Below are 19,921 nucleotides of genomic sequence, written 5' to 3'. Positions count from 1 at the left end.
CCGGGAGGGCCACCGGGGCGCGCCGTCCCCGGAGCCGCGGATCGCGCCCCCGGGAGGGCCGCCGCGGCGCGTCCCCGGCAGCTACTTCGCGTGGACCGCCGCCTGTGCCCCGCCGAGGTCGAGCCGCAGGCCCGCCCGGAGCGGGACCGTCTGGCCCGGGGCGATCTGCTGGGCGGTGCCGTCGGAACGGGTGCCCGTCCAGGGGGCCGACGAGCGGTTGGCCAGGCCGAACTTCCCCGGCTTGCTGGGGTGTTCGGTCAGTTCGGCCACCAGTGTCGCATCGCTGTAGTCGTGGCGTGAGGGCTCCGGTGCCAGGTGGTGCTCGTGCACCCGGGCGTTCCGGCGGAGCCGGACATGGCGTTCGGAGCGGGGCAGCGGCGTGATGATGCTCAGCCGGGGCGGCAGGACCAGCGAACTGGTGCAGGACCAGCACGTTCCCGCGCTGGTCGCGCCCGGCTGCGTCATGTTCTGCCGGCCGCAGTCGGCGCAGTCCACGAGGGCGTCCAGGACGGACCGCAGCGCGTCGCGCCACTGCGACTCGCGCACCCGGGCCGTGGGCTGGTGCAGGCCCACGGTGAAGTTGTGGGTGAACAGGTCCTGGAGGGCCGGGGGAGCCGCCGCCCAGGTGTGCAGGACGGTGGACTGCTCGACGGGGTCCGGGGCGTTCGCCGGATCGGCGGGATCGAAGACGAACAGCGGCTGCTTCCCGTACAGCCGCTTCTCCGCCGCCTCGTCGAGACAGTGGATCTCCAACTCCCGCCTGCCCTTCAGCGGGTGATGGTTCATCAGCAGCATGAACAGCAGTACGGAGAGGGAGTGCAGGTCGGACTGGGTGCCGGGCCTGGCCCCCGCCTCGCCGCGCACCAGCTCCGGCGCCATGAACTCCATGGTCCCCGAGATGCCGGTGCTGTCCCCCTCGACCACGGCGTTGTCGTTGTCGCAGACGAGGACGTCACCGCTGTCCGGGTCGAAGAAGATGTTGCCCCAGGAGATGTCCCGGTAGGCGATCCCCCGCGAGTGGAGGGCCTGGTACGCCTCCACCGTGTACAGGGCGGCGGTCAGCAGGGCGCGCGGGGTGGTCCGCAGCCTGCGGCGGAAGAGGTCCGGCAGCCCCTTGAACCGGTCCGGCCGCAGGTCCATCAGATAGCCGAAGGCCCCCGCACCGGACGGCACGTACGCCGTGGGCCACAGGAAGCGGTCGTCGGCGAAGTCCCGGTTCACCAGCTCCCGTACGATGTCGTCCTGCTCGGGCGTCGCACAGGACGGGTAGTACCACTTCAGGGCGCGCTCGCCGGAGGCGGTCTCCACCCGGTACACCTCCCCCTGGCCACCGGCGCCGAGCATGTCGACGACGCGGAGGGACTCCCCGTCGTCAGCGGTGAGGAGCGTTCCTCCGTCGAGCATGCCGGTCATGCGTCACTCCGTGGTTCGTCTGCCGCGGCGCTGTGGTCCGCCGTCGGGGGGTCGGGCCGCCGGGCGGCGACCAGGGTCGTGTCGTCACCGGAGTAGCGGGCCGCCTCGGCCAGCCACCCGGGCAGGGCGTTGCGTACGTCGTCGGGGCCGCCGCCCTTCGAGAGCCGCTGGTCCAGCCCGGTCATGAACTGGGAGAAGCCCTCGTCCGAGGCGAAGCTCTTGGACAGGCCGTCGGTAGACAGGGCGATCATCCGGGGGGTGCGTTCCCGCGCGACGACCGGCGCCCAGTGCACCCGCACCAGCTCCCACGCCTGGCGGCTGCACAGGGACTCCGTCTCGTCGCCCAGATCCGCCTCCACCGGGGCCAGCGGCAGCGCGATCACCCCGTCGGCGTCGATCACCGTCAGCTCGCCGTCGCCGAGCTGCCAGGCCGCGAACATCTGCGGGGTGATCACCGCACCCACCAGCGTGGCCCCGTACAGCAGCAGCTTCTGGCCCTTGTGCGGCGGCTCGGCCGCCGCGTTCACCGTGTCCGGGTGGCGCTCCCAGTGGCCGAGGACGCTCTCCTGCCACGCGGCCACGAAGTGCCGGGGCAGCTGGTTGCGCGCGTAGTTCATGAGCCAGCTCAGACTGTGCGTCCCGTCGGGGCCCTCGGCGCGCGCCAGTTCGGCGAACTTCCGGGCCTGCGCGGCGAACAGGTCGACCGCGCGGCGCGCGCCGATATGGCTGCGGGCGTGCGCCGCCGAGCCGTGGCCGTCCGCCACCGCGAGGATCAGCGGATCGTGGTGCGACCCGGACCCCTCGGTCACGTACCAGTCCTGGTTCAGCTGCTTGTTGACTCCCCGCACGCTGTGGTCGAGCGTCTCCCACAGCGGCTGTTCAGGAGCGCTCACCAGACGTCGTCATCGTCGTTGTTCAACTGGGGCGGTGCGTAAGGTGGTTGCTTGATGGTGGTGTCGTTGGCGCCCACCACCGGCTGCGACGCGGCCTTGACCGCGGCCGTCGAGGCCCAGCGGATCGCCGCCGCCAACTGCTTGGGGCTGTTGGCATCCAGCGGCTGGAGCTCGGGGTTGCCCAGGAACTCCTGGAGGACGCTTCGGTCGGCGTCCGCCCCGATCGCGATGGCCACCCGGACGGCCTTCTTGCCCCAGGGGGTGGCGTCCAGCGCCCGCAGACCGGTCTTCCAGTCGTCCGTCGGCACCCCGTCGGAGACCAGGGCCAGCACCGGCTTCAGGGCCCGCTGCGGCATCGGCGGGGTCTGGAACTCCCGGGAGACGACCTCCAGCGCCTCACCCAGGTTGGTCATCCCGTCGACCTGGACGTCCTGCCAGGTGAAGTCGTCGACCGGCACCGGGTCCTTGTGGTGCCACCGCGCTTCGGTGGAGAACGTCAGCGTACGCAGCAGGAGTTGTGCCGCCGGGTTGTCGTGGGCGACCGACCGCATCTCCGGAACCGCCTCCCGGATCGCGTAGTTGAGCTGTCCGATCTTCTCGCCCTGCATGGAGTAGGAGCAGTCCAGCAGCCAGATGAAGTGGACCGGCCGGTTCGCCATGGGACCGCCGGGGATGTCACTCACTCAAGGCCCTCCTTGTCATGTCGTGGGGAACGTTGTGGTGTGTGTGCTGTGTGTCGCCGGGGTGTGCGTGGGCGTGATGCCGTCATCCGCCCATCTCCTCCGGCAGTTGATCGCCGATGAACGCCAGCCCCCAGGCCAGGAGCCCGAGAAGGGTGAGGGTGGCGGCGACCACGAAAAGGGTGAGGAGCAGCCGACGCCCCCGCGCGATGTTCGGTGTGACGACCGGCATTGCCGTGTGACCGTCTCTCTCCTGTGGGACGTGACCGACCTTAACGACCGCGTCCGGCTCCGTCAGCGGGTTGAACGATCTTGTACGGGTGCCTTGCGCGGACCAGGTACGGACAGGGGTGCGGGGGCCGCCCGGGGGTCCTTCGGCAGCAGCTTGCCGACCCGCAGCCCCGAGCGGGAGAGGATCCACAACACGGCCTCCGCCGCCCGCCGTTGCTCGCTCACCAGGGGGCCGGTCCCGGTGGCCGCGTACGCGCTGAGCGCCCAGTACCGCCGGGTCCGGAAGCGGTGCCCCAGATCCCGTACCAGCTGGTCGAGACCGATCGTGCCCAGCCAGGGGCCGATCCCCGTCGCCGGGACCCGCAGGCGCTCGATCCGGTCGAGCACATCCCGTTTGGTGACCACCACCGCCAGCGGTAGCCTGCCGCGCCGTCGCCGTCCGGCCAGGGCCGAGAGCTCACCGGTGAACGTCTGGTACGTCTGCCAGGGCCCCGGGTCCGAGGGGCTGGCCCCGAGCGCGAGCTCCTCCTCGTCCGCCGAGAGGGACCGGCGCACCTGGGGGTCGGCCAGGACGTCGACGACCAGGACCACCCCGTCGGCGTGGGCCAGATACTCCTGACGGCGGGTGGAGTCCACGTCGTACAGGGACTCGCCCATCGGGTCGTAGAGGTAGAGCAGCCGGTGCCGGTGGCGGTGGGTGATCCGCAGCATCAGGGCCCGGGGCTGACCACCCTGCGTCTTGCGCACCCAACCGGTGTTCTTGAGCTGCCCGTTGAGATCGACCACGTCCCGCCGGTCGTCGGCCGTCGCGAACGAGATCTCCAGCGCACTGCGTCCGGCCGTGGCGTGCAGCCCGGCGACCGCCGCCGCCATCAGCATCGTCTTGCCCGACGAGGTCCCCCCGACGACCGGTACGTGCACGATGCGCAGCCGGCCGATCCCGGCGGGGAGCGAGCGGTCGCAGTGCGGGCACTGGGCGGCGAGCCGGTCGCGCCCGGCCAGGGAGACGGTGACGAGCCGGCGCCCGCACGCGCAGACGTGCCACAGCGCGCCGAACCGCCCCGGCCGCAGCTCCCCGTGGGCCGTACCGCACCCCGGGCAGCGGTGCACGGCGAGCGGGAAGGCCCGGTAGCACCCCGGATAGGGGCACTTCATGCGGATCCGCAGCGCCAGGGCACCGGCCTTGTCCGCCCCGCGCAGGGCGGTGACCCAGGCGATCGCCGCCAGCCAGACGGCACACACCAGCAGCCACATCACGAGGTGGACCAGGACCAGGACGGCCGAGGCGAGGAGCGCCCCCGCGATCGCTCCGAGCGCGGTGCCCGGCGCCAGGACGCGGACCGCGAAGCGGGTGATCCCGTGGTCGAGGCGGACGCCGGTGGAGGGCTTCCGGCCGGTGAACATCCGCCGGGCGGTGACCCCCATCCAGCGGCCCGTGAGCCGGTGGCGGATCCCCGAGGCGGCGGCCCGGGTGGAGCCGTACGTGTCCACCCACATCAGCCCCGACCAGTAGGCGGGCTGCGCGGGCCCGGCCCCCACGGGCAGGACGCGGGGGTCGGGTGTGCTGGGGGTCCGGGGGCCCAGGACCTTCGCGGAGGAGCTGAGCCCCAGGGCGAGGAACTCCCAGAACGAGCGGAACAGGAACACGCCCGCCCCGGTCACCACCGTCACCTGGAGCACCGCCGTGATCAGCCACCCCATCACGCACCACCCTTCCCGGGCCGCCCGCCGGAGCCGCGGCGCCGGGGCGAGGCCCTGCCCGGGCGGCCCTCCCGCCCGCCGAACCGCAGCCCGAACCGGCTGAGCGCCCCGGGCCGGTTCCAGGCGCGGAAGTCCTCCGCGTACCGGCCCCCCATCTCCTTGAGGGACGCCTCGACGGCGGCCAGATCCTCGGCCGTCAGCGCCCGCAGCGCCGGACGCAGCACTTCCTCCAGCAGCGTGCCCCGGACCCTGCCCCAGGCTCCGCCCGCCTGGGGGTGGGCGTTCCAGTCGGCGAAGCAGTCCGCGAAGTAGCGGGGATCACGCACCAGTCGGCGCCGGACCGGCTCCTCGCGGGCGGCCCGCTCGTAGGCCGCGCAGAGGTCGGGGTCGCCGCTGCGGATCAGGTCGTCGAGCTCACGGCCCGCACCGCTGTCGGTCAGCAGCCGATGGGCGAGCCTGCCGAGTACGTGTTCGAGGACCGGGGGGCTGACGGGTTCGGCGGCCTTCCGCAGACCCACCACCCGGTCCACCCACCCGGACCCCGCGCCGCCCGCCCGCAGGTCCCGCGCGAACTCCAGGAGCAGCAGCGCCGCCCGGTCGCGGGGCTCCAACTGCGGGGAGAAGGCGGCGAGAAGCTCGTGCGCCAGCTCGTCCGCATGCGGGTCCCCCGGGCGGCCGCTGAGCGCCGCCGTGACGAGGAACGGCCAGGTCTGCGCCGTACGGTGCACCTCGGCGGTCGTCTCGGCCAGCACGTACCGGGCCTCCTCGGCCGTCGGCGCGGTGGCGCCCCACACCAGCCGGAAGGCGGTGCGCAGGAGGGGCGGATGCGCGAAGAGGGACACCCCCGCCGCCTCCAGCACGGCGTGCAGCTCGGCGTTGCGGTCCCCGCCCCCGGCCGGTCCACGGGCGGCTCTTTCGCACATCCGCAGATACGGCAGGCCCTCCCGGCTCGCCGGCTCCAGCGGCGCGCGCTCCAGGAGTACGGTGACGGCGGCCGGACCGGCCTGGGCCGCCGCGTCGAGCTCCCTCAGCAGGGCCGTACGCAGGTCGGGCCGGTCCGACAGCGTCTCGTCCAGCTCACCCCCGTACGTCGACGGATCGGCCAGCAGACCGGTCGCCAGCCGGTGGGCGAGCTGCGGTACGAGATCGGAGCAGTCCACCGCGAGGAGACCGGCCACCCGCAGCAGCCGCAGGGGCCGCGAGAGGCCGCCCGGACCGCTGCCTGCCCCGGACGCGATCCCGGCCCTGAGCTCGGGGCCCAGTTCGGCGGCGAGCTGCCGGGCCGTCTCGTCGTCCAGGGCGGCACGGTCCGGCGGGCGCACCGGCTCGGGCGAGCGGACGGCGGCGACGAGGAGGCGGGCGGCGAGCGGGGCGGCCGTCTCCGTCCGCATCTCCCCGCCGACCCGGGCGAACAGCTCGGCCAGCGCGGCGGTCTCCGCCGGTACCGTCTCCTGCCGGGGCGCCGCCAACGCCCTTACGAATCCGTCCAGTTCGGGCCCGTCGAGCGCGGCCCGGTGCTCGCGCGCCCACACGGCCGCCGCCGTGCGGTGCGGTGACGGCAGCTCGATCCCGGCGCCTAGAGCGAGCACGGATACGGACCCCGCCGTGAACGGGTCGCCCGGGAGCCGGGCGGCGCGGCGGAACAGCTCGAAGGCTCCGGCCGAACAGATCCGGGCGGCCGCCACCGCCCAGGGGGTCGGCTCCGGCCCGTCGGGGGCGGGCGCGGTGGTGCAGTCGTGGACCCGGTAGCGGCGCCCGGCGCCGACGAGCCCGTGGGCGTCGTCCGGGAGTACACCGATGATCCGCTGACCGGCGAGGTGCGGGCGCCGGGTGTAGGTGGTGAACGTCAGCCGGTGGGCGCTCTCCCGGGGCAGCACCGTGCTGGCCAGCACCACCCAGCGCGCCACATCGGCACAGTCCCGCTCGACCAGGACGACCTGCGGGGCCGTCTCGTCCTCGGCCTGGCGCTGGAGATCGGTGAACACGGCGGCCAGCCAGGGCGCCCGGGAGACGGCGAAGGCGATCAGGCCGTCCCGGTCCAGCAGGGGGGAGGGCGGCAGCGCGTCCAGGGTCGCCGGGACGCCGCTCTCCGGGGTGGCCGTGGCCCACCCGGGCGACTCCCAGGCGCTGACGGGCAGCGCCCCGTCCGGCAACGACTGCCCCGGGGCCAGATGCACGGCATGGGCGTGGAAGTTGCCCCAGCGCCCGCTGTAGTCGGCGCCCGTGTAGACCGTACGGGCCAGCAGACGGCTCCCGTCGGACAGCTCGGTATAGCTGAACGCCCGAGGGAACGCGTCGAGTTCGGCCTCGGAGGGGCGGGAGGGCGCGCTGCGCGGCGGCTCGTACCCGATGATCTGCTCGGCCTCCCGGAGCACCGATTGCGGCAGCCCGGGGGTGAGCGCGGTGAAGCGGAACCCCGAGCCGTCGGGGCCCGGCGGCGCCGAGGTGTAGTGCAGCTGTCCCAGGCTCATGCGCCGTCCTTCCCCGTACGGTCCCGGCTCTCCCGCCGGCTTCTGCGCACCGGGATCAGACCGCGCCGCCCCAGCAGCCAGAGCAGCGGGTCCTCCACGCGCAGCGGCTGCGGGCCCGACTTCGGCGCGTCGGCCGGAGCGTCGGCGGGCGGCGGTGCGCCCAGCGCCGAGAGGCCGAAGTACGACAGCTCGGAGAAGTCGTTCTCCAACTGCCGGCACAGCACCCCGGAGTCCCAGTCGCTCAGCAGCGACCGCAACTCCTCGTGCACCGCGAGCCGGTCGTCGTCGTCCTGCTCGCCGTCCGTGTGCGGGGCGTTGCGGAGCAGCGGTGAGTGTGACCCCAGCAGAGGCCGCAGGGCGTCCGTCTTCGTCACGGCGACGGCCACCGGAGTGGTGACCCGGCCCCGCGAGACACTCCTTTTGTGGGAGCGGAGCTGGGTGGCGAGGTCGGAGGCGATCTGCTGCGGGGGTGTCTCGACGGCGGGCAGCGGCGGCCCCTCGCCGGAGGTGCTGCGGTCGCGCACCGAACCCATCTGGAGCGGGTCGACGAGCAGGATGATCCCGTCGGCCGCCGCCAGGTACTGGGTGTAACGGGCCATCGCCTCGGCGCTCTTGAGGTCCTCGCCCGCCGCGTCGAAGAAGACCAGGGTGGTGTGTCTGCTGCCCCGGGTGTACCGCCCGGTGCGCGGTACGCTCAGCCGGTAGAGCAGCGGGTCGTTGAAGCCCATCGCCGCCGGACGTGTCGTGTCGGGCAGCCGCATCCGCTCGTACAGGTCCTCCGCCATCTCCCGGTCCCGGCGCTGGGTCTCGGCCCCCATCGCGGGCAGCGAGATGTTGTACTCCCGGCCGACCCGGCCGCGCAGTTCGTTGACCAGGACCGACACATAGGTGCTCTTGCCGGACGCCTTGGCGCCCACCAGGGCGATGATGCGGCTGTCCTGGTCGCAGTACTCGCTGGGGAAGTCGTTGTGGCAGTTCCGGCAGACCCGGACCGCTGTGGCCACCCCGCACTGCGGGCACGGCTGCCGGGGCGAGGCGCCCCGCAGGGTCGCGAGGGTGCGGGGCGCGGGGAAGACCGGGCCGCGCAGCCGCCGCGACGGCGGCAGGCTCGGCCCCATGAAGTCGGCCCACACATCGTCGGGTTCGGCGTCGCACGGGGTGCCGCCGCGCACCCCGGTCGCCATCATCAGACAGCGGTAGGGCAGGCGCGCGGCCGGTGCGCGGTCGAAGCAGTAGGGACAGATGACGGTCGTCATGTCAGCGCACCACCAAGGTCGTTCATATCAGCGCACCACCAGATTCGTGGGAGAGGGCTCATCGAGTCGTACGTCGGCGGCCCCGTCGCCGAGGAGGAAACCGCGCAGGGCGTAGGGCGGCCGGAGGCCGGGCGGCACGGGCAGCTCGACCGTGCCCTCGCGGTGCAGTTCGCCGCCGTCGAGTCTCAACAGGGTGGTTCCGTCCGTGTGGTTGCTCGGCCGGATCGGGTCGCGTCCCCTGCCCGCCCTCGCCACGAGGACGAACTCCGGCAGCTCTTCCGGCACTTCACCCGGGCAGGACAGGGTGACCCGGATGCGCGCGGGAGCCCGGCGCAGCGCCCGGCGGGCCCCGGGCACGATCCGGTAGCTGACGGCGATGTCCGCCGGGACCCGGATCCCGCCGCCCGGCGGAGGAACCACCACCGCGTCCGGCGTCCGGGGCGCGGCGGACAGGGTGACGGAGAACGCGGAGGGCGACACGTCCACGTACAGCCCCTCGCGGAAGTAGGTGCTGCGGGTCACCCGGTGCATGGTGCGCCCGCCGTCCTGGTCCACGGTGGCCGCGACCTCGCCCGCCTCGTCCGGCCAGTCGAAGGTGACGCGGGCCCGGCCCCCGTCCCCCCGCTCCGCCCGGCCCCCGGTCACGGCGGGCGGGCACTCGACCAGCAGCCCCGGCCCCGCCACCGCGCGCAGGCCGAGCACGGCCAGCGCCGACACCCGGGTGACCGAGCCCGGAGGCGGCACCAGGCCGTCCGCCACCGGCTCCCAGGGCAGTGCGGCGGGCCAGGGCGCCGCCGGGTCGTACGTCAGCTCGGTGCCCGGTTCCGGCGGGTCCCCGGCCCAGGAGACGAGGCGTACGTCCGCGTCCTCGCCGCCGCTCCAGGAGAACCGGACGGAGCCGTGACCGGCCGACGCGCCGAGCCCGTCCACCGGGGCGGGCCAGCGGTCGACGGAGACCGGGTGCTCGCTGCCCGCCGACTCGACGACGCCCCCGTCCGGCGACCGGTAGCGGCAGTGGAGGCGGAGCACGTACGCACCGACGTCCAGACCGGTCGCGGTCAGCGCACCCGCGCGCACCTCGACGCCCGCCACCGGACCCCCGGGCCCTTCGAGTCCGGCGCGTACACCCACCGCACCCGACGGCTCGGTCCACGTGGCGTCGATACGGCCCCGGCCGCCGGTGGACCGTAACGCGGACACATCCGGGGCGACGAGCAGCACGTCCGACACGACGGGCGGGCCGTCGATCCTGCCGTCGCGCAGCGGGAACGCCGCATAGCGGACCTCCTGGCCGAACGGCGGATCGTGGTCCACCCACCCGCCCGCCGGGGAGGCGGTGATCTCGGCGGTCCCGGTCCGGCCGCCCGGCACCCGGGCCAGCCGGGTGACCCGGGTGCCGGTGGCCGGGCCCCGGGCGGCCGGGGAGAGCGACACGGTCACGGTCTCCGGCGCGAGGCGGGCCGTCAGCACCTCACCGGAGCCCCCGTCCCCGCCCCCGTCGTCCGCCGGGCGGCGCAGCCGGACCAGCGCGAGCAGGGAACGGCGGCAGTCGGAGGCCAGCCGGGCGGCCCGGAGGTAGCCCTCCTCGGCCGCGCCCGCGTCCCCCGCCCGTTCGGCGTCCCGCCCGGCGTCGAGGGCGTCGTCGGCCTCCGCCACCCGCGCGGCGATGTCCGCGAGCCTCCGGCGCAGCAGTGTGTCGCCGCCGCCGTCCGCCGGAAGGAGGGCCGCCAGCCGGGCCGCGCTCCGCACCTTCCCGCTCTCCCAGGCCCCCTCCAACTCCTCGGCCGCACGCCGTTGTTCACCGTCCAGCCGGTGACGGACGGCAGCGGCACGGACCAGTCCGCCCGCCTCCTGCGGACAGACTCCCAGCGCGACGGCGGTGGCGGGCGCGGAGCCCTGCGGATCGGCCTGGAGCAGTTCGACGAGCTGGTAGAGAAGGATGCGGCGCAGCGCGGCGGGGTCCCGGAGCTGCACCGCCTCCAACCGGTCGAAGAGCGGCCCGTACGCCCCACCGCGCGCCGCGCCCAGTTCGCGCAGCCGGTCCACGCTGATGTGGTGCCAGCGGCGTGCGGCGCGCTCCTCGAACACCCCGTCGAGCACCCGCAGCGACCGGCCGCGTTCCACCAGCGCGTCGCCGATGTGCCGTAACCCCAGGGTTCGTTGCTCGGCGACGAGCTGCCCGTACCGCGGGACGAGCGGGGCGAGGGGCAGCCCCCGCAGGGCACGGCGCAGCCCGATGTCGTGCCCGAACTCCAGCCCCACCGTGCGCCCCCGTGCTCACTGCTCATGTGCCACCGCCCATCCCAGCAGATCCGGGGCGCTTGCGACGGCGTTTCGCGCATCCCGAGGGGCGGGGGACGAGGGATGGGGGACGAGGGACGGGGGACGGCAACGGGGCGGCAGCCCGTGGCCGCCGCCCCGCAGCAGGCGTTACGTCAGCGCCTCCACCCACACGTTCCGGTAGCGGATCCTGCTCCCGTGGTCCTGGAGCCGGATGGCCCCCGCCGTCGCGGCCTCGGCCGCTCCGCCGCCGGTCGGGCCGTCGACCGCCACGTCGTCGTGGACGGTCACACCGTTCCAGACGACGCTGATCCGCGCGTCCTCCGTCTTGTTGCCCGATGAGTCGAACCGGGCGGCACGGAAGGTGATGTCGTACGTCTGCCACGTCTCCGGTGGGGTGGCCGCGTTCACGTCCGGGGCCTTCTTCGTGTAGATCGCCCCGGCCTCGTCGTCGGCGAGCGTGTCGTCCCCGTACGAGTCCAGGATCTGCACCTCGTACCGCTCCTGGAGGTAGACGCCGCTGTTGGCGCGGTCCTGGCCGGTCACGTCCGGCGGGAGGTTCGGCAGCCAGAACTCGACGTGGACGCGGAAGTCCTCGAACCCCTGCTTGGTGCGCAGGTCGCCGTTCCTGATCTCCATCTCCCCGCCGCTCACCGGCCATTCGGGATTCCGGCCGTCCGGGTGCTGCCAGTTCGCCCGGCCGGTGCCGTCGAAGAGCGGGATACGGGCGCCCTTCGGGTGGACGGCGATCAGGTCCAGGTTCACATGGCCGGTGTCGCCGCTGTCGTAGGAGTACGTGATGGTGTTCCGGCCCTCGTCCAGCTCCAGTTGCTCGTTCTTCGTCGCCCAGGTCTTCCAGTCGGTGGTGGAGGCCAGGCTCGTCTGCCGGACCTTGGTGCCGTTGACGTGGACGCTGACCGTCTTCGTACCGGGGGCCGGATGCGGGCCGTTGGAGTAGCGCAGGCCGACGTCGTACGTCCCCGCCTTCTCGGTCCGTACGTCGAAGGTGACCGCCGCGCCCTCGGTGCCGAAGTCGTCGACGAAGCCGCCGCCCGAGTAGCCCGCGTGCTCGGTGTCGACCCCCGCGCCGCCGGTCAGGGTGGCCTCCTCCGCCTCGTACAGCGTGGGCGAAGCCTGAGTGCCAGGAAGGGAGTTCAGCGTGTACCAGGCCTCCGTGGACCACAGCTCCGTGCCGCTCGCGGAGGAGAAGGGGCGCGGCGAGCGGACGTGGACGACCCGGTTCGCCTTGAGGCCGGGGAGGGCGAGCGTGACCTTCTTGCGGTCCTCGGAGAGCGTCGCCGAGCCGACCTGGAGGGTCTCCTCGTCGATCTTGGGGCCGCCGTAGGCCGGGGTGGGCGCGTACGTCCACTGCTCGACGCGGTAGCTCTCGGCGAGCCGCGCCGCCGTCTCCTCGGAGAGCGGCTCGGTGTACTCCAGCTCGAACCCGCCCGGCTTCGCCCGCATCGCCAGGATGTCGAACGCCTTGTCACCGCTGGGGGAGAGCTTCTGGAGCCCGTGGTCCAGCTTGCCCTCCTGGCCCCAGTTGCCGCCCGCGCCGAGCCCGCCCGCGTAGATCGCGCCGTCCGGGCCCATGCTGATCCGGTTGACGCCCGCCTCCAGGCCCTGGGTGAAGCGGAAGACCGCGCCCTGGTACTCGCCGTGGACCTTCTCCAGGTAGGCACGTTGGATCCCGCCGTACGTCACGTCCCCGAACAGCATCTGCCCGGCGAACCGCCCCTCGGTCAACTGGAGAGGTGTACTGGGGGAGTTGGCTATCTCGTTCTGCGGCAGCCAGAGCACCGGCTTGGTGACCGGCTTCGTGTCGAAGGGGCCGGGCGGGTTGGTGAAGTGGTTGAAGAAGCGGTCCTGCTCGACGTGGACCAGCTTCGAGGAGGGCAGCCAGCCACCCTGGTTGTCCAGGACGAACAGCTCGTCGTCCGGGCCCCAGCCGATGCCGTTGGGCGTCCGCAGGCCCCCGGCGAGGTAATCGACCTCGCCCGTCTCCTTGTTCACCTTGATGGTCGAGCCCCGGTTCGGGGCGGGCTGCGGGTCGGTCGTCGCTCCGCCGTAGTCGATCGCCACGGAGAGGTTGAGGTAGAAATGGCCGTCCCGGTGGAGCAGGCCGAAGGCGAACTCGTGGAAGTTGCCCCCGTACGGCCAGGTGGCCACGGTCCGTCGCTCGTCGGTGACGTCGTCGCCGTCCGTGTCGGTCAGCTCGGTCAGCTCGTGCTTCTGCGAGACGTAGAGCTTGCCGTCCACCGCCTTGATGCCCATGGGCTCCTTGAGCCCCTCGGCCACCTTCTTCGCCGTCACCCGGTCCGGCCCGGTCTCGCCCTGGACGCCGTCGAGGAGATAGGCCTCACCGTCCTCGTTGTCCGTGCCGCCCCAGGTCGTCACCGCGAGCCGCCCGTCCGGCAGCCAGTCCATCGCGGTGACCTGCGGTTCGAAGCCCGCCGGGCGCAGGCCGGTGAGCGCGTAGTCCGGGTGCGTCCCGGTCAGCGGCAGTCCGTCGCCGGGGGAGTCGAGCGCGCCTTCGCACTCCTTGCGGCCCGGCGCCGTCACCCGTACGACGTCGGTCGACAGCACGGAGTTCGGTACGACGGCGAAGCCATCGGCGCCCGGGGGCCGCCAGGCGAGCGTGATCTGCTGGCCGCCGGTGCGGTCGAATTGGTCGATACGGAGGGAGTGGTGGCCCGCCGTGAGGGTGACGGTGCCGTCCTTCGGGTCGGCGCCGTGCAACCCGTCGTGGTCGATGACGAGTTGGTCGTCGATGAGCAGCCGGGACCCGTCGTGAAGGCGCCGATGAGGAACGAGGCAGCCAGCAGGCCGGTGAGGTGCCTGCGGAGCGGTCGGCGCCGCGATGCGGATGGTCTGCGGAAGGGGTGGAACGGCCGTGGATGCATTCTTCCTCCTGGCCCCTCGCAGCGAGAGGCACGTCGCGGCGGTGGGTGGGGCCACCCGTCGCCCGGGGGTGAACGGTTCGGCTCGTGCGGTTCGGGCTGCGTGACCCCGGCGTAACTCCGGCGGGTCGCGCCCGAAACAGTAGGAGGCTTCTGCTGACGCCGTCCATACTTCGTCACCACGGTGTTCAAAGTTCGCCGGTCTTCGTGCAAAGGTCTGAACGTGGTGGGGCCTGATGGTTTCTGTTGGTTTGTCAGCACTGGTTCCGTGCCGCGTTGGCGCCATGAACGAAGTGCGGCCCTCCGCGCGGAGACCGCCGACTGACGGCCCAAGCCGCCCGTATGCAGGCCTTGTCACGCATGTTCCGATGGGGCAACGGTCCCTGACCGTGCCGCTCCGGGCACACCCGGTGAACCTATGATCGGCCACGGCGTTGAGGCTGAGCGGGGGGAGAGCGCTGTGGACTGTCAAGGGCCGTTAGATGTCGGGTGGTTGGGCGTGCGGGGGCTGCGTGCTCTGGGTCTCGTGATCGTGCCCGTGCTGCTCGTCGGCTGCTCGGGCGGGGGCGGCGACAGCCCCCGTACGGAGGACCGCGGGGCCAGCGGCAGCGCCGGCCCGAGCGCGGATGCCACGGCGTCCGGTGGACCGGCCGAGCCCGACCCCGCCCGACTGCCCCGGACCCGGGCCGCCGCTCTCGACCTCATCGGCCAGGTCATCGCCGGTCCCGACAGCTTCGGTCCGGGGGTGGTGAAGCGGAGTCCGTACGAGAGTGATCCGGCCACCTGGCCGGTGCTCGGCGCCGACTGCGTCTGGAAGCAGGGCAAGCCGGCCGACACTGTCCTGGCCACCCGCACCCGGTACTTCGAGGTGCCCGCCGCCGCGGGCAAGGGGCCGGTCCGGCTGGCCGCCGTCGTCACCGTCCACCGCAGCCGCGAGGACGCGGAGTGGGAGATGGCGGAGTCCATCGAGGAGACCATGCGCTGCCCCACGCAACAGCTCACCGCCGACGAGCGGATCGGCTCCATGGTCGCGGCCGCGCTCCTCGGGGGCGAGGAGGTCCAGCGCAACTCCGACGACGCGCTGACGGAGTCCGGCGAGTACCGCTCCACCGAGCTGGGCGGGCCGTACCCCTACACCTGGCAGCAGGCGCAGACGCACCAGGTCACCGTCGCCGTGACCGGCAAAGGGGCGAAGGGGCGCACGGAGAAGGAGATCGACGCCCTCGTCACCCAGGCGCAGGCCACGATGCTGGTCCGGCTGGAATCCGCCGTCGAGAAGCAGAGCTGAGGCCGGGCGATGGACGCACTGCGACCGAACGATCCCGCGCGCATCGGCGGACACCGGCTCCTGGGCCGCCTCGGGGCGGGCGGCATGGGCGTCGTCTACCTCGGGCGCACCGACGCCGGAGCGCTCGCCGCCCTCAAGGTGATCCTCCCCGAGTACGCCGGGGACACGGACTTCCGGACCCGCTTCCGCCGCGAGGCCGAGGCCGCCCGCCGAGTGGACAGCCCCTGGGCCGTCCCGGTCACCGGCGCCGACACCGAGTGCGAAACCCCCTGGCTGGCAACGGAGTTCGTGCCCGGACCGACGCTCTCGGAGGTCGTCGCCCGCTGCGGCCCACTGCCCGCCCGCAGCGTCCGTGTGCTCGGCCGGCTGCTCGCCCGCGCCCTGACCGCCGTACACGGGGCGGGACTTGTCCACCGGGACGTCAAACCGGGCAACGTCCTCCTCGCGGTGGACGGCCCCCGGCTCATCGACTTCGGGATCGCCCGCGCCGCCGACGCCACCGCGCTGACCGCCACCGGCCTCCTCGTCGGCACCCCCGGCTTCCTGCCGCCCGAACAGGCCGCCGGGGGCGGGGCGGTGGCCGGACCGGCCGGGGACGTCTTCTCGCTCGGCTGCCTCCTGGCGTACGCGGCCATCGGCCGGCCGCCCTTCGGTAGCGGGGTCGTCGAGGCCCTGCTCTACCGCACGGTCCACGACGCACCCGACCTCGACGGGCTCGACGATCCCGGCCTCCGCGCCCTGCTCACCGACTGCCTGGCCAAGGACCCGGCCGCCCGGCCCGCCGCCGCCGACCTGGACACCAGGATCGCCGAGGACGTGCCGGGCGAAGGCGCGAACGCCGACTGGCTGCCCGAGGACGTCGTCCGCATGATCGCGGAACGGTCCGCCGCGATGCTGGAACTGCCCGACATCGACGCCACGGTGAGCGATCCCCCTGCCGAGCCCGCACCGGCCCGGCGGCGGTTCCTGGCGCTCGCGGCGGGCGGCGCGGTGGCACTCGGGGCGGGCGCCTTCGCCGCCGTACAGCTGATGGGCGACGAGCCGGACGGCCGTAGCGGCGCGCCTGCGGGGCGGCGCTGGACAATCGGCGTACACGCTGACTTGACGGGCACTCAGAAAGCGGCCGGGCGGGCGCAGGAGCGCGGGGTGCGACTGGCCGTCGACCGCTTCAACTCCCGTACGGACAAGCCCTTCACGCTCACCGTGAAGGTCCTCGACGACCGGGGCGACCCGGCGCGTTCCGTGCGGGTCGCCGAGGAGTTCGCCCGCGACCGGGATGTGCTCGCGGTCGTCGGTCCGACCGGCGACGCGACCACCGCGGCCGCACTGCCCGGGTACGACGAGGCGGTGCTGCCCCTCCTGACGGTGTCGTCGCTCCAGATCGCCTACCCGGCCCGCGTCAACTCCGCCTTCTTCCAGGCCTCCCCCTCCTATGCGGCTCTCTCCGTGCCCATCGTCCACCACCTCCTCCTGCGCCCCGGCGTGGAGCGCCTCGGCGTCCTGATCGACCGGTCAGGCGGACAGGCCGCGTACCAGGCGGGGTACGCCGCCAATCTGATGACCCCCGGCCTCACCACCGGGACCACCCACCCGCGCGTGGTCCCGGCCGGGACGGCCGACCTCGGGCCGGTGATCGCGGACCTCCTCGCCCACCGCGTCGACGCCCTCTTCTACGCGGGCGACACGGCCGGGGCCGCCCGCGCCGCGCTCGCCCTGGCGGCCACGCCGTTCAAGGGGCCGCGCATGGCCCAACACGCTTCCATGGGGCCGGAGTTCCTGGAGCGGGCGGGAGAGGCGGCCGAGGGGTGGGAGTTCGTCACACCGTTCACGGATGCCGGTGCGGCAGAGGGTGCCGCCGACTTCGCGGCCGCGCACCGCAAGCGCTTCGGCAGCGCCCCCGCCGCCTGGTCGGCCGAGGCGTACGACGTCGCCGGGCTCGTGGCCCAGCGGGTGGCCGCGCTGGTGGGCTCGGCCACGAAGAGCGGTGCGGGGCCCGCCGGTTCACCGAGCACCACGCCATCCGGGCCCACCGGCGACGGGCGCCCCACCCGTGCCGCGCTCGCCGCCGCCGTCACCACGTCCACGTACAAGGGCGTCTCCCGCACCTACGCCTTCGAGAAGCGGCAGACACTGGTGGGCCAGGACGCCCACCTCTACCGGGTGGAGCGCGGCCGCTTCCGCTACCTCGGCGCGGCCCCGAAGCCGAAGAGCTGACGTGCGGCCCCTCACCTCCCAGGACCCCCGCACGGCCGGCCCGTACCGCACGCTGGCCCGGCTCGGTGCGGGCGGCATGGGCGTGGTCTACCTGGCGCGTTCGGCGGGCGGGGCCCTCGCCGCCGTGAAGGTGATCCGCGCCGAGCACGCCGCCGACCCCGGCTTCCGGGCCCGGTTCCGGCGCGAGGCGGAGGCCGCCGGGCGGATCACCGGGCCGTGGGTGGTCCCGGTGCTCGGCGCGGACACGGAGGCGCGGGAGCCGTGGCTGGCGACCGCCTTCGTCCCCGGCCCGTCCCTGGGCGAGGTCGTCGGGGCCGGGGGCGCGCTGCCCGCCGAGACCGTACGGGCGCTCGGGGCGCGGCTCGCGGCGGCCCTGGTCACCGTGCACGAGGGCGGGCTGATCCACCGCGACGTGAAACCCGGCAACGTTCTCCTCGCCCTGGACGGCCCCCGGCTCATCGACTTCGGGATCGCCCGGCACGAGGGCGCCACCGCCCTCACCGCCACCGACGCGGTGATCGGCACCCCTGGCTACCTCGCACCCGAACAGGCGTCGGCCGGACCGGTGGTGGGCCCGGCGTGCGACGTCTTCTCGCTGGGCTGCGTCCTGGTGTACGCGGCCACGGGGCGGCGCCCGTTCGGTGACGGCAGCCCGGCGGGCGTCCTGTTCCGGACGGTCCACGAGGAGCCGGACCTCGACGGCGTACCGCGTGCGCTGCTGCCGCTGGTCGCGGCTTGCCTGGCCAAGGACCCGGCGGCCCGGCCGGGGGCGGGGGAGGCGCGGGACGCGCTGGAGGGAGGCGCCGGAGGCGAGAGCCCGCGCGAGGCGTCGGCGGAGGGCGCCCGAGGAGGGGACCCACGCGAGGCACTGGCCCGGCCCTCCCCGTCCCGTACGCCTCGCGAATCCCGCACGCCTCCGCGCTCCCGTACGTGCGACGGCCCCGAGGCCCGTACGCCTCCCGCCTCCCGCACGTCCGACGACCCCGAGACCTGTACGCCTCCCCGCCCCCGTACGCCCCCCGACCCCACCGCCCCGACACCCCCCGCCCCCTGGTCGATCCCCGGTCTCTCCGCCCTGATTGCCGAGCGTTCGGCCGCCGCCCTCGCGCTGCCCGACCCCGGCCCCCTCCTCCCCGCCACCGCCACACCGGACGCCGGCCCGCCCCCCTCCCTCACCCGCCGCAGGCTCCTCGCCGCCGGGGCCGCCGGGGCCGTGCTCCTGGCGGGCGGCTCCACGGCGGCCTGGCTCGCCCTGCGGCCGCGCGACCAAGGCGCCGGGCCGCAGCGCGCCGCCGGGCCGCGCGGCGATCTCCCCACCCGCACCATCGGCCTCCACGCCGACCTCACCGGACCCGGCCGCGCCACCGGCCTGGCCCACCGGCGCGGCGCGCAACTCGCCGTCGACGACCACAACTCCCGTACCGGCAAAGCCTTTCGCCTCGCCCTGCGCATCGAGGACGACGCCGGGGACGAGGCACGGGCCCTGCGCACGGCCGACCGGCTCGTGGCCGACCCGGACGTCATCGCCGTCCTCGGGCCGACCGGTGACGTGCTGCCCGAGGCGGTCGTCCTGCGGTACGGAAAGGCGCGGCTCGCCACGGTCGTCGTCGCGGCCGGGTCCGCCACCGGCGCGTGGGACGCGAGCCTCCAGCTCTGTGTGACCCGCCCCTACGACGGCAGCCTCGCCCCCGGCCTCGTCAGCTATCTGGTCCACACCCGTCCCGCCGAGCGCATCCTCCTCGCCCTCGACGAGGCCGACCCCGACGGGAGCTGGAAGACCGGCTCCGCCTTCCGCGAAGCGGCCCTCGCCGATGCCACCCTCACCGAACACCCCCTCCCGGAGGGCGAGTCGGGGTTCCGCCCGGCGGCCCGCCGAGCCACCGCCGTCCGGGCCGACGCCGTGGTCTACGCGGGCGGCTCCGCACCCCGGGCCGCCCGCCTGGCCACCGCGCTCGCCGCCGAGGGCTTCACCGGCACAAGGGCCGGAGCCGGACCCGCCCTCGGGCCCGCCTTCCTCAAGGGCGCCGGGAAGGCGGCCGACGGCTGGGTCTTCGCCGAGGCCTACGCGGACGCGGCGGCGCTCCCGTCGGCCGCGAGGTTCACCGCCGCCCACCGCGGACGCTTCGGCGCACCGCCCGCCACCTGGGCCGCCGAGGCGTACGACGCGGTCGGCCTGATCGCCCGGGCCGCCGCGGCGACGAGCGCGGGCGGCGGGGAGCGCGGCGGGCTGGCACAGCGGCTGATCCGGACCGAGCACCGGGGCATCGTCCGCACCCTGACGTTCCAGGCCTCGACACGCCAGGTCCGGCATCCGGGCGGGATCTTCCTCTACCGGGTCGAGAAGGGCCGCCCCCGCTTTCTGGGACCGTACGGCGAGCTGTGACCGCGAGAACGAAGGCCTGCGGACGGCAGCGGTGGGTGAACCGTTGCCCAGGTGTGAAGATCTCCTGCGGCCGCGCTTAAGAAATCCTCGATGGACCAGGGACCCCGCCGTACGGCAGCCTTCTCGGTGACGGCCGGAAACGGTGCGTGGAGCCGCACGGGCGTGCTCCGTCCCGTCCCGCCGTACCCCGCCCCCCGCCACAGGGGCGGCC

At 74.1% G+C, this 19,921-nt stretch carries 12 protein-coding genes; 3 read left to right on the top strand and 9 right to left on the bottom strand.

Annotation, left to right across the window (positions count from 1 at the left end; translation table 11 throughout):
* Positions 1-81: 81 nt before the first annotated feature.
* The 9 genes from ACFW9Z_RS10455 to ACFW9Z_RS10415 all read right to left on the bottom strand — a co-directional run bounded on the left by ACFW9Z_RS10455 (position 82) and on the right by ACFW9Z_RS10415 (position 13,664).
* Entirely contained in the window at positions 82-1,413 is a 1,332-nt protein-coding gene (locus ACFW9Z_RS10455) for a protein kinase (protein WP_384637399.1), read from the bottom strand.
* Positions 1,410-2,306 (bottom strand): protein phosphatase 2C domain-containing protein, encoded by an 897-nt coding sequence (locus ACFW9Z_RS10450; protein WP_384637396.1) that lies wholly within the window; start codon positions 2,304-2,306, stop codon positions 1,410-1,412. The genes ACFW9Z_RS10455 and ACFW9Z_RS10450 overlap by 4 nt, the downstream gene beginning before the upstream one ends.
* On the bottom strand, positions 2,303-2,965 hold the full coding sequence (locus ACFW9Z_RS10445) for a tellurium resistance protein (RefSeq protein WP_384637552.1): 663 nt from the start codon (positions 2,963-2,965) through the stop codon (positions 2,303-2,305). The genes ACFW9Z_RS10450 and ACFW9Z_RS10445 overlap by 4 nt, the downstream gene beginning before the upstream one ends.
* Before the next feature lie 106 nt (positions 2,966-3,071).
* Positions 3,072-3,218: a hypothetical protein gene (locus ACFW9Z_RS10440; protein WP_384637393.1), complete on the bottom strand. Its 147-nt coding sequence runs from the start codon at positions 3,216-3,218 to the stop codon at positions 3,072-3,074.
* Positions 3,219-3,280: 62 nt separating this feature from the next.
* A complete protein-coding gene (locus tag ACFW9Z_RS10435) occupies positions 3,281-4,918 on the bottom strand; it encodes a hypothetical protein (protein WP_384637390.1) in 1,638 nt (545 codons plus the stop codon).
* Positions 4,918-7,389, bottom strand: a complete 2,472-nt coding sequence (locus tag ACFW9Z_RS10430; protein ID WP_384637388.1) for a GTPase-associated protein 1-related protein — start codon at positions 7,387-7,389, stop codon at positions 4,918-4,920. Before ACFW9Z_RS10430 ends, ACFW9Z_RS10435 begins: the two co-directional genes overlap by 1 nt.
* Complete coding sequence (locus ACFW9Z_RS10425) at positions 7,386-8,645, bottom strand: hypothetical protein (protein WP_384637386.1); 1,260 nt, start codon at positions 8,643-8,645, stop codon at positions 7,386-7,388. The genes ACFW9Z_RS10430 and ACFW9Z_RS10425 overlap by 4 nt, the downstream gene beginning before the upstream one ends.
* Positions 8,646-8,672: 27 nt before the next feature.
* Positions 8,673-10,907, bottom strand: a complete 2,235-nt coding sequence (locus ACFW9Z_RS10420) for a hypothetical protein (protein ID WP_384637384.1) — start codon at positions 10,905-10,907, stop codon at positions 8,673-8,675.
* Between the two features lie 168 nt (positions 10,908-11,075).
* On the bottom strand, positions 11,076-13,664 hold the full coding sequence (locus ACFW9Z_RS10415; protein WP_384637382.1) for a family 16 glycoside hydrolase: 2,589 nt from the start codon (positions 13,662-13,664) through the stop codon (positions 11,076-11,078).
* 693 nt (positions 13,665-14,357) lie between these two features.
* On the opposite strand from ACFW9Z_RS10415, the gene ACFW9Z_RS10410 reads away from it, so the two are divergent.
* Genes ACFW9Z_RS10410 through ACFW9Z_RS10400 form a run of 3 tightly spaced genes read left to right on the top strand, consistent with a single transcriptional unit; the run spans position 14,358 to position 19,710 of the window.
* Positions 14,358-15,113 (top strand): hypothetical protein, encoded by a 756-nt coding sequence (locus tag ACFW9Z_RS10410; protein WP_384637550.1) that lies wholly within the window; start codon positions 14,358-14,360, stop codon positions 15,111-15,113.
* 9 nt (positions 15,114-15,122) lie between these two features.
* Positions 15,123-17,327, top strand: a complete 2,205-nt coding sequence (locus tag ACFW9Z_RS10405; protein ID WP_384637380.1) for a bifunctional serine/threonine-protein kinase/ABC transporter substrate-binding protein — start codon at positions 15,123-15,125, stop codon at positions 17,325-17,327.
* A 1-nt stretch (position 17,328) separates the two neighbouring features.
* The gene (locus ACFW9Z_RS10400) at positions 17,329-19,710 is read left to right on the top strand and encodes an ABC transporter substrate-binding protein (protein WP_384637378.1); all 2,382 of its coding nucleotides are present in this window, start codon (positions 17,329-17,331) and stop codon (positions 19,708-19,710) included.
* Positions 19,711-19,921 lie beyond the last annotated feature (211 nt).

Source organism: Streptomyces sp. NPDC059452 (assembly GCF_042750035.1).
In the GTDB taxonomy this organism is placed as follows: domain Bacteria; phylum Actinomycetota; class Actinomycetes; order Streptomycetales; family Streptomycetaceae; genus Streptomyces.
The sequence above is the reverse complement of the archived record's forward strand: the minus strand, read 5'-3'. Positions and strand labels throughout refer to the sequence as shown.

Excerpts from the sequence above, each read along its gene's own strand:
- ACFW9Z_RS10405 (WP_384637380.1), top strand. The coding sequence starts at position 15,123 with ATGGACGCACTGCGACCGAACGATCCCGCGCGCATCGGCGGACACCGG.
- ACFW9Z_RS10435 (WP_384637390.1), bottom strand. The coding sequence starts at position 4,918 with ATGGGGTGGCTGATCACGGCGGTGCTCCAGGTGACGGTGGTGACCGGG.
- ACFW9Z_RS10445 (WP_384637552.1), bottom strand. The coding sequence starts at position 2,965 with ATGGCGAACCGGCCGGTCCACTTCATCTGGCTGCTGGACTGCTCCTAC.
- ACFW9Z_RS10455 (WP_384637399.1), bottom strand. The coding sequence starts at position 1,413 with ATGACCGGCATGCTCGACGGAGGAACGCTCCTCACCGCTGACGACGGG.
- ACFW9Z_RS10440 (WP_384637393.1), bottom strand. The coding sequence starts at position 3,218 with ATGCCGGTCGTCACACCGAACATCGCGCGGGGGCGTCGGCTGCTCCTC.
- ACFW9Z_RS10430 (WP_384637388.1), bottom strand. The coding sequence starts at position 7,389 with ATGAGCCTGGGACAGCTGCACTACACCTCGGCGCCGCCGGGCCCCGAC.
- ACFW9Z_RS10425 (WP_384637386.1), bottom strand. The coding sequence starts at position 8,645 with ATGACGACCGTCATCTGTCCCTACTGCTTCGACCGCGCACCGGCCGCG.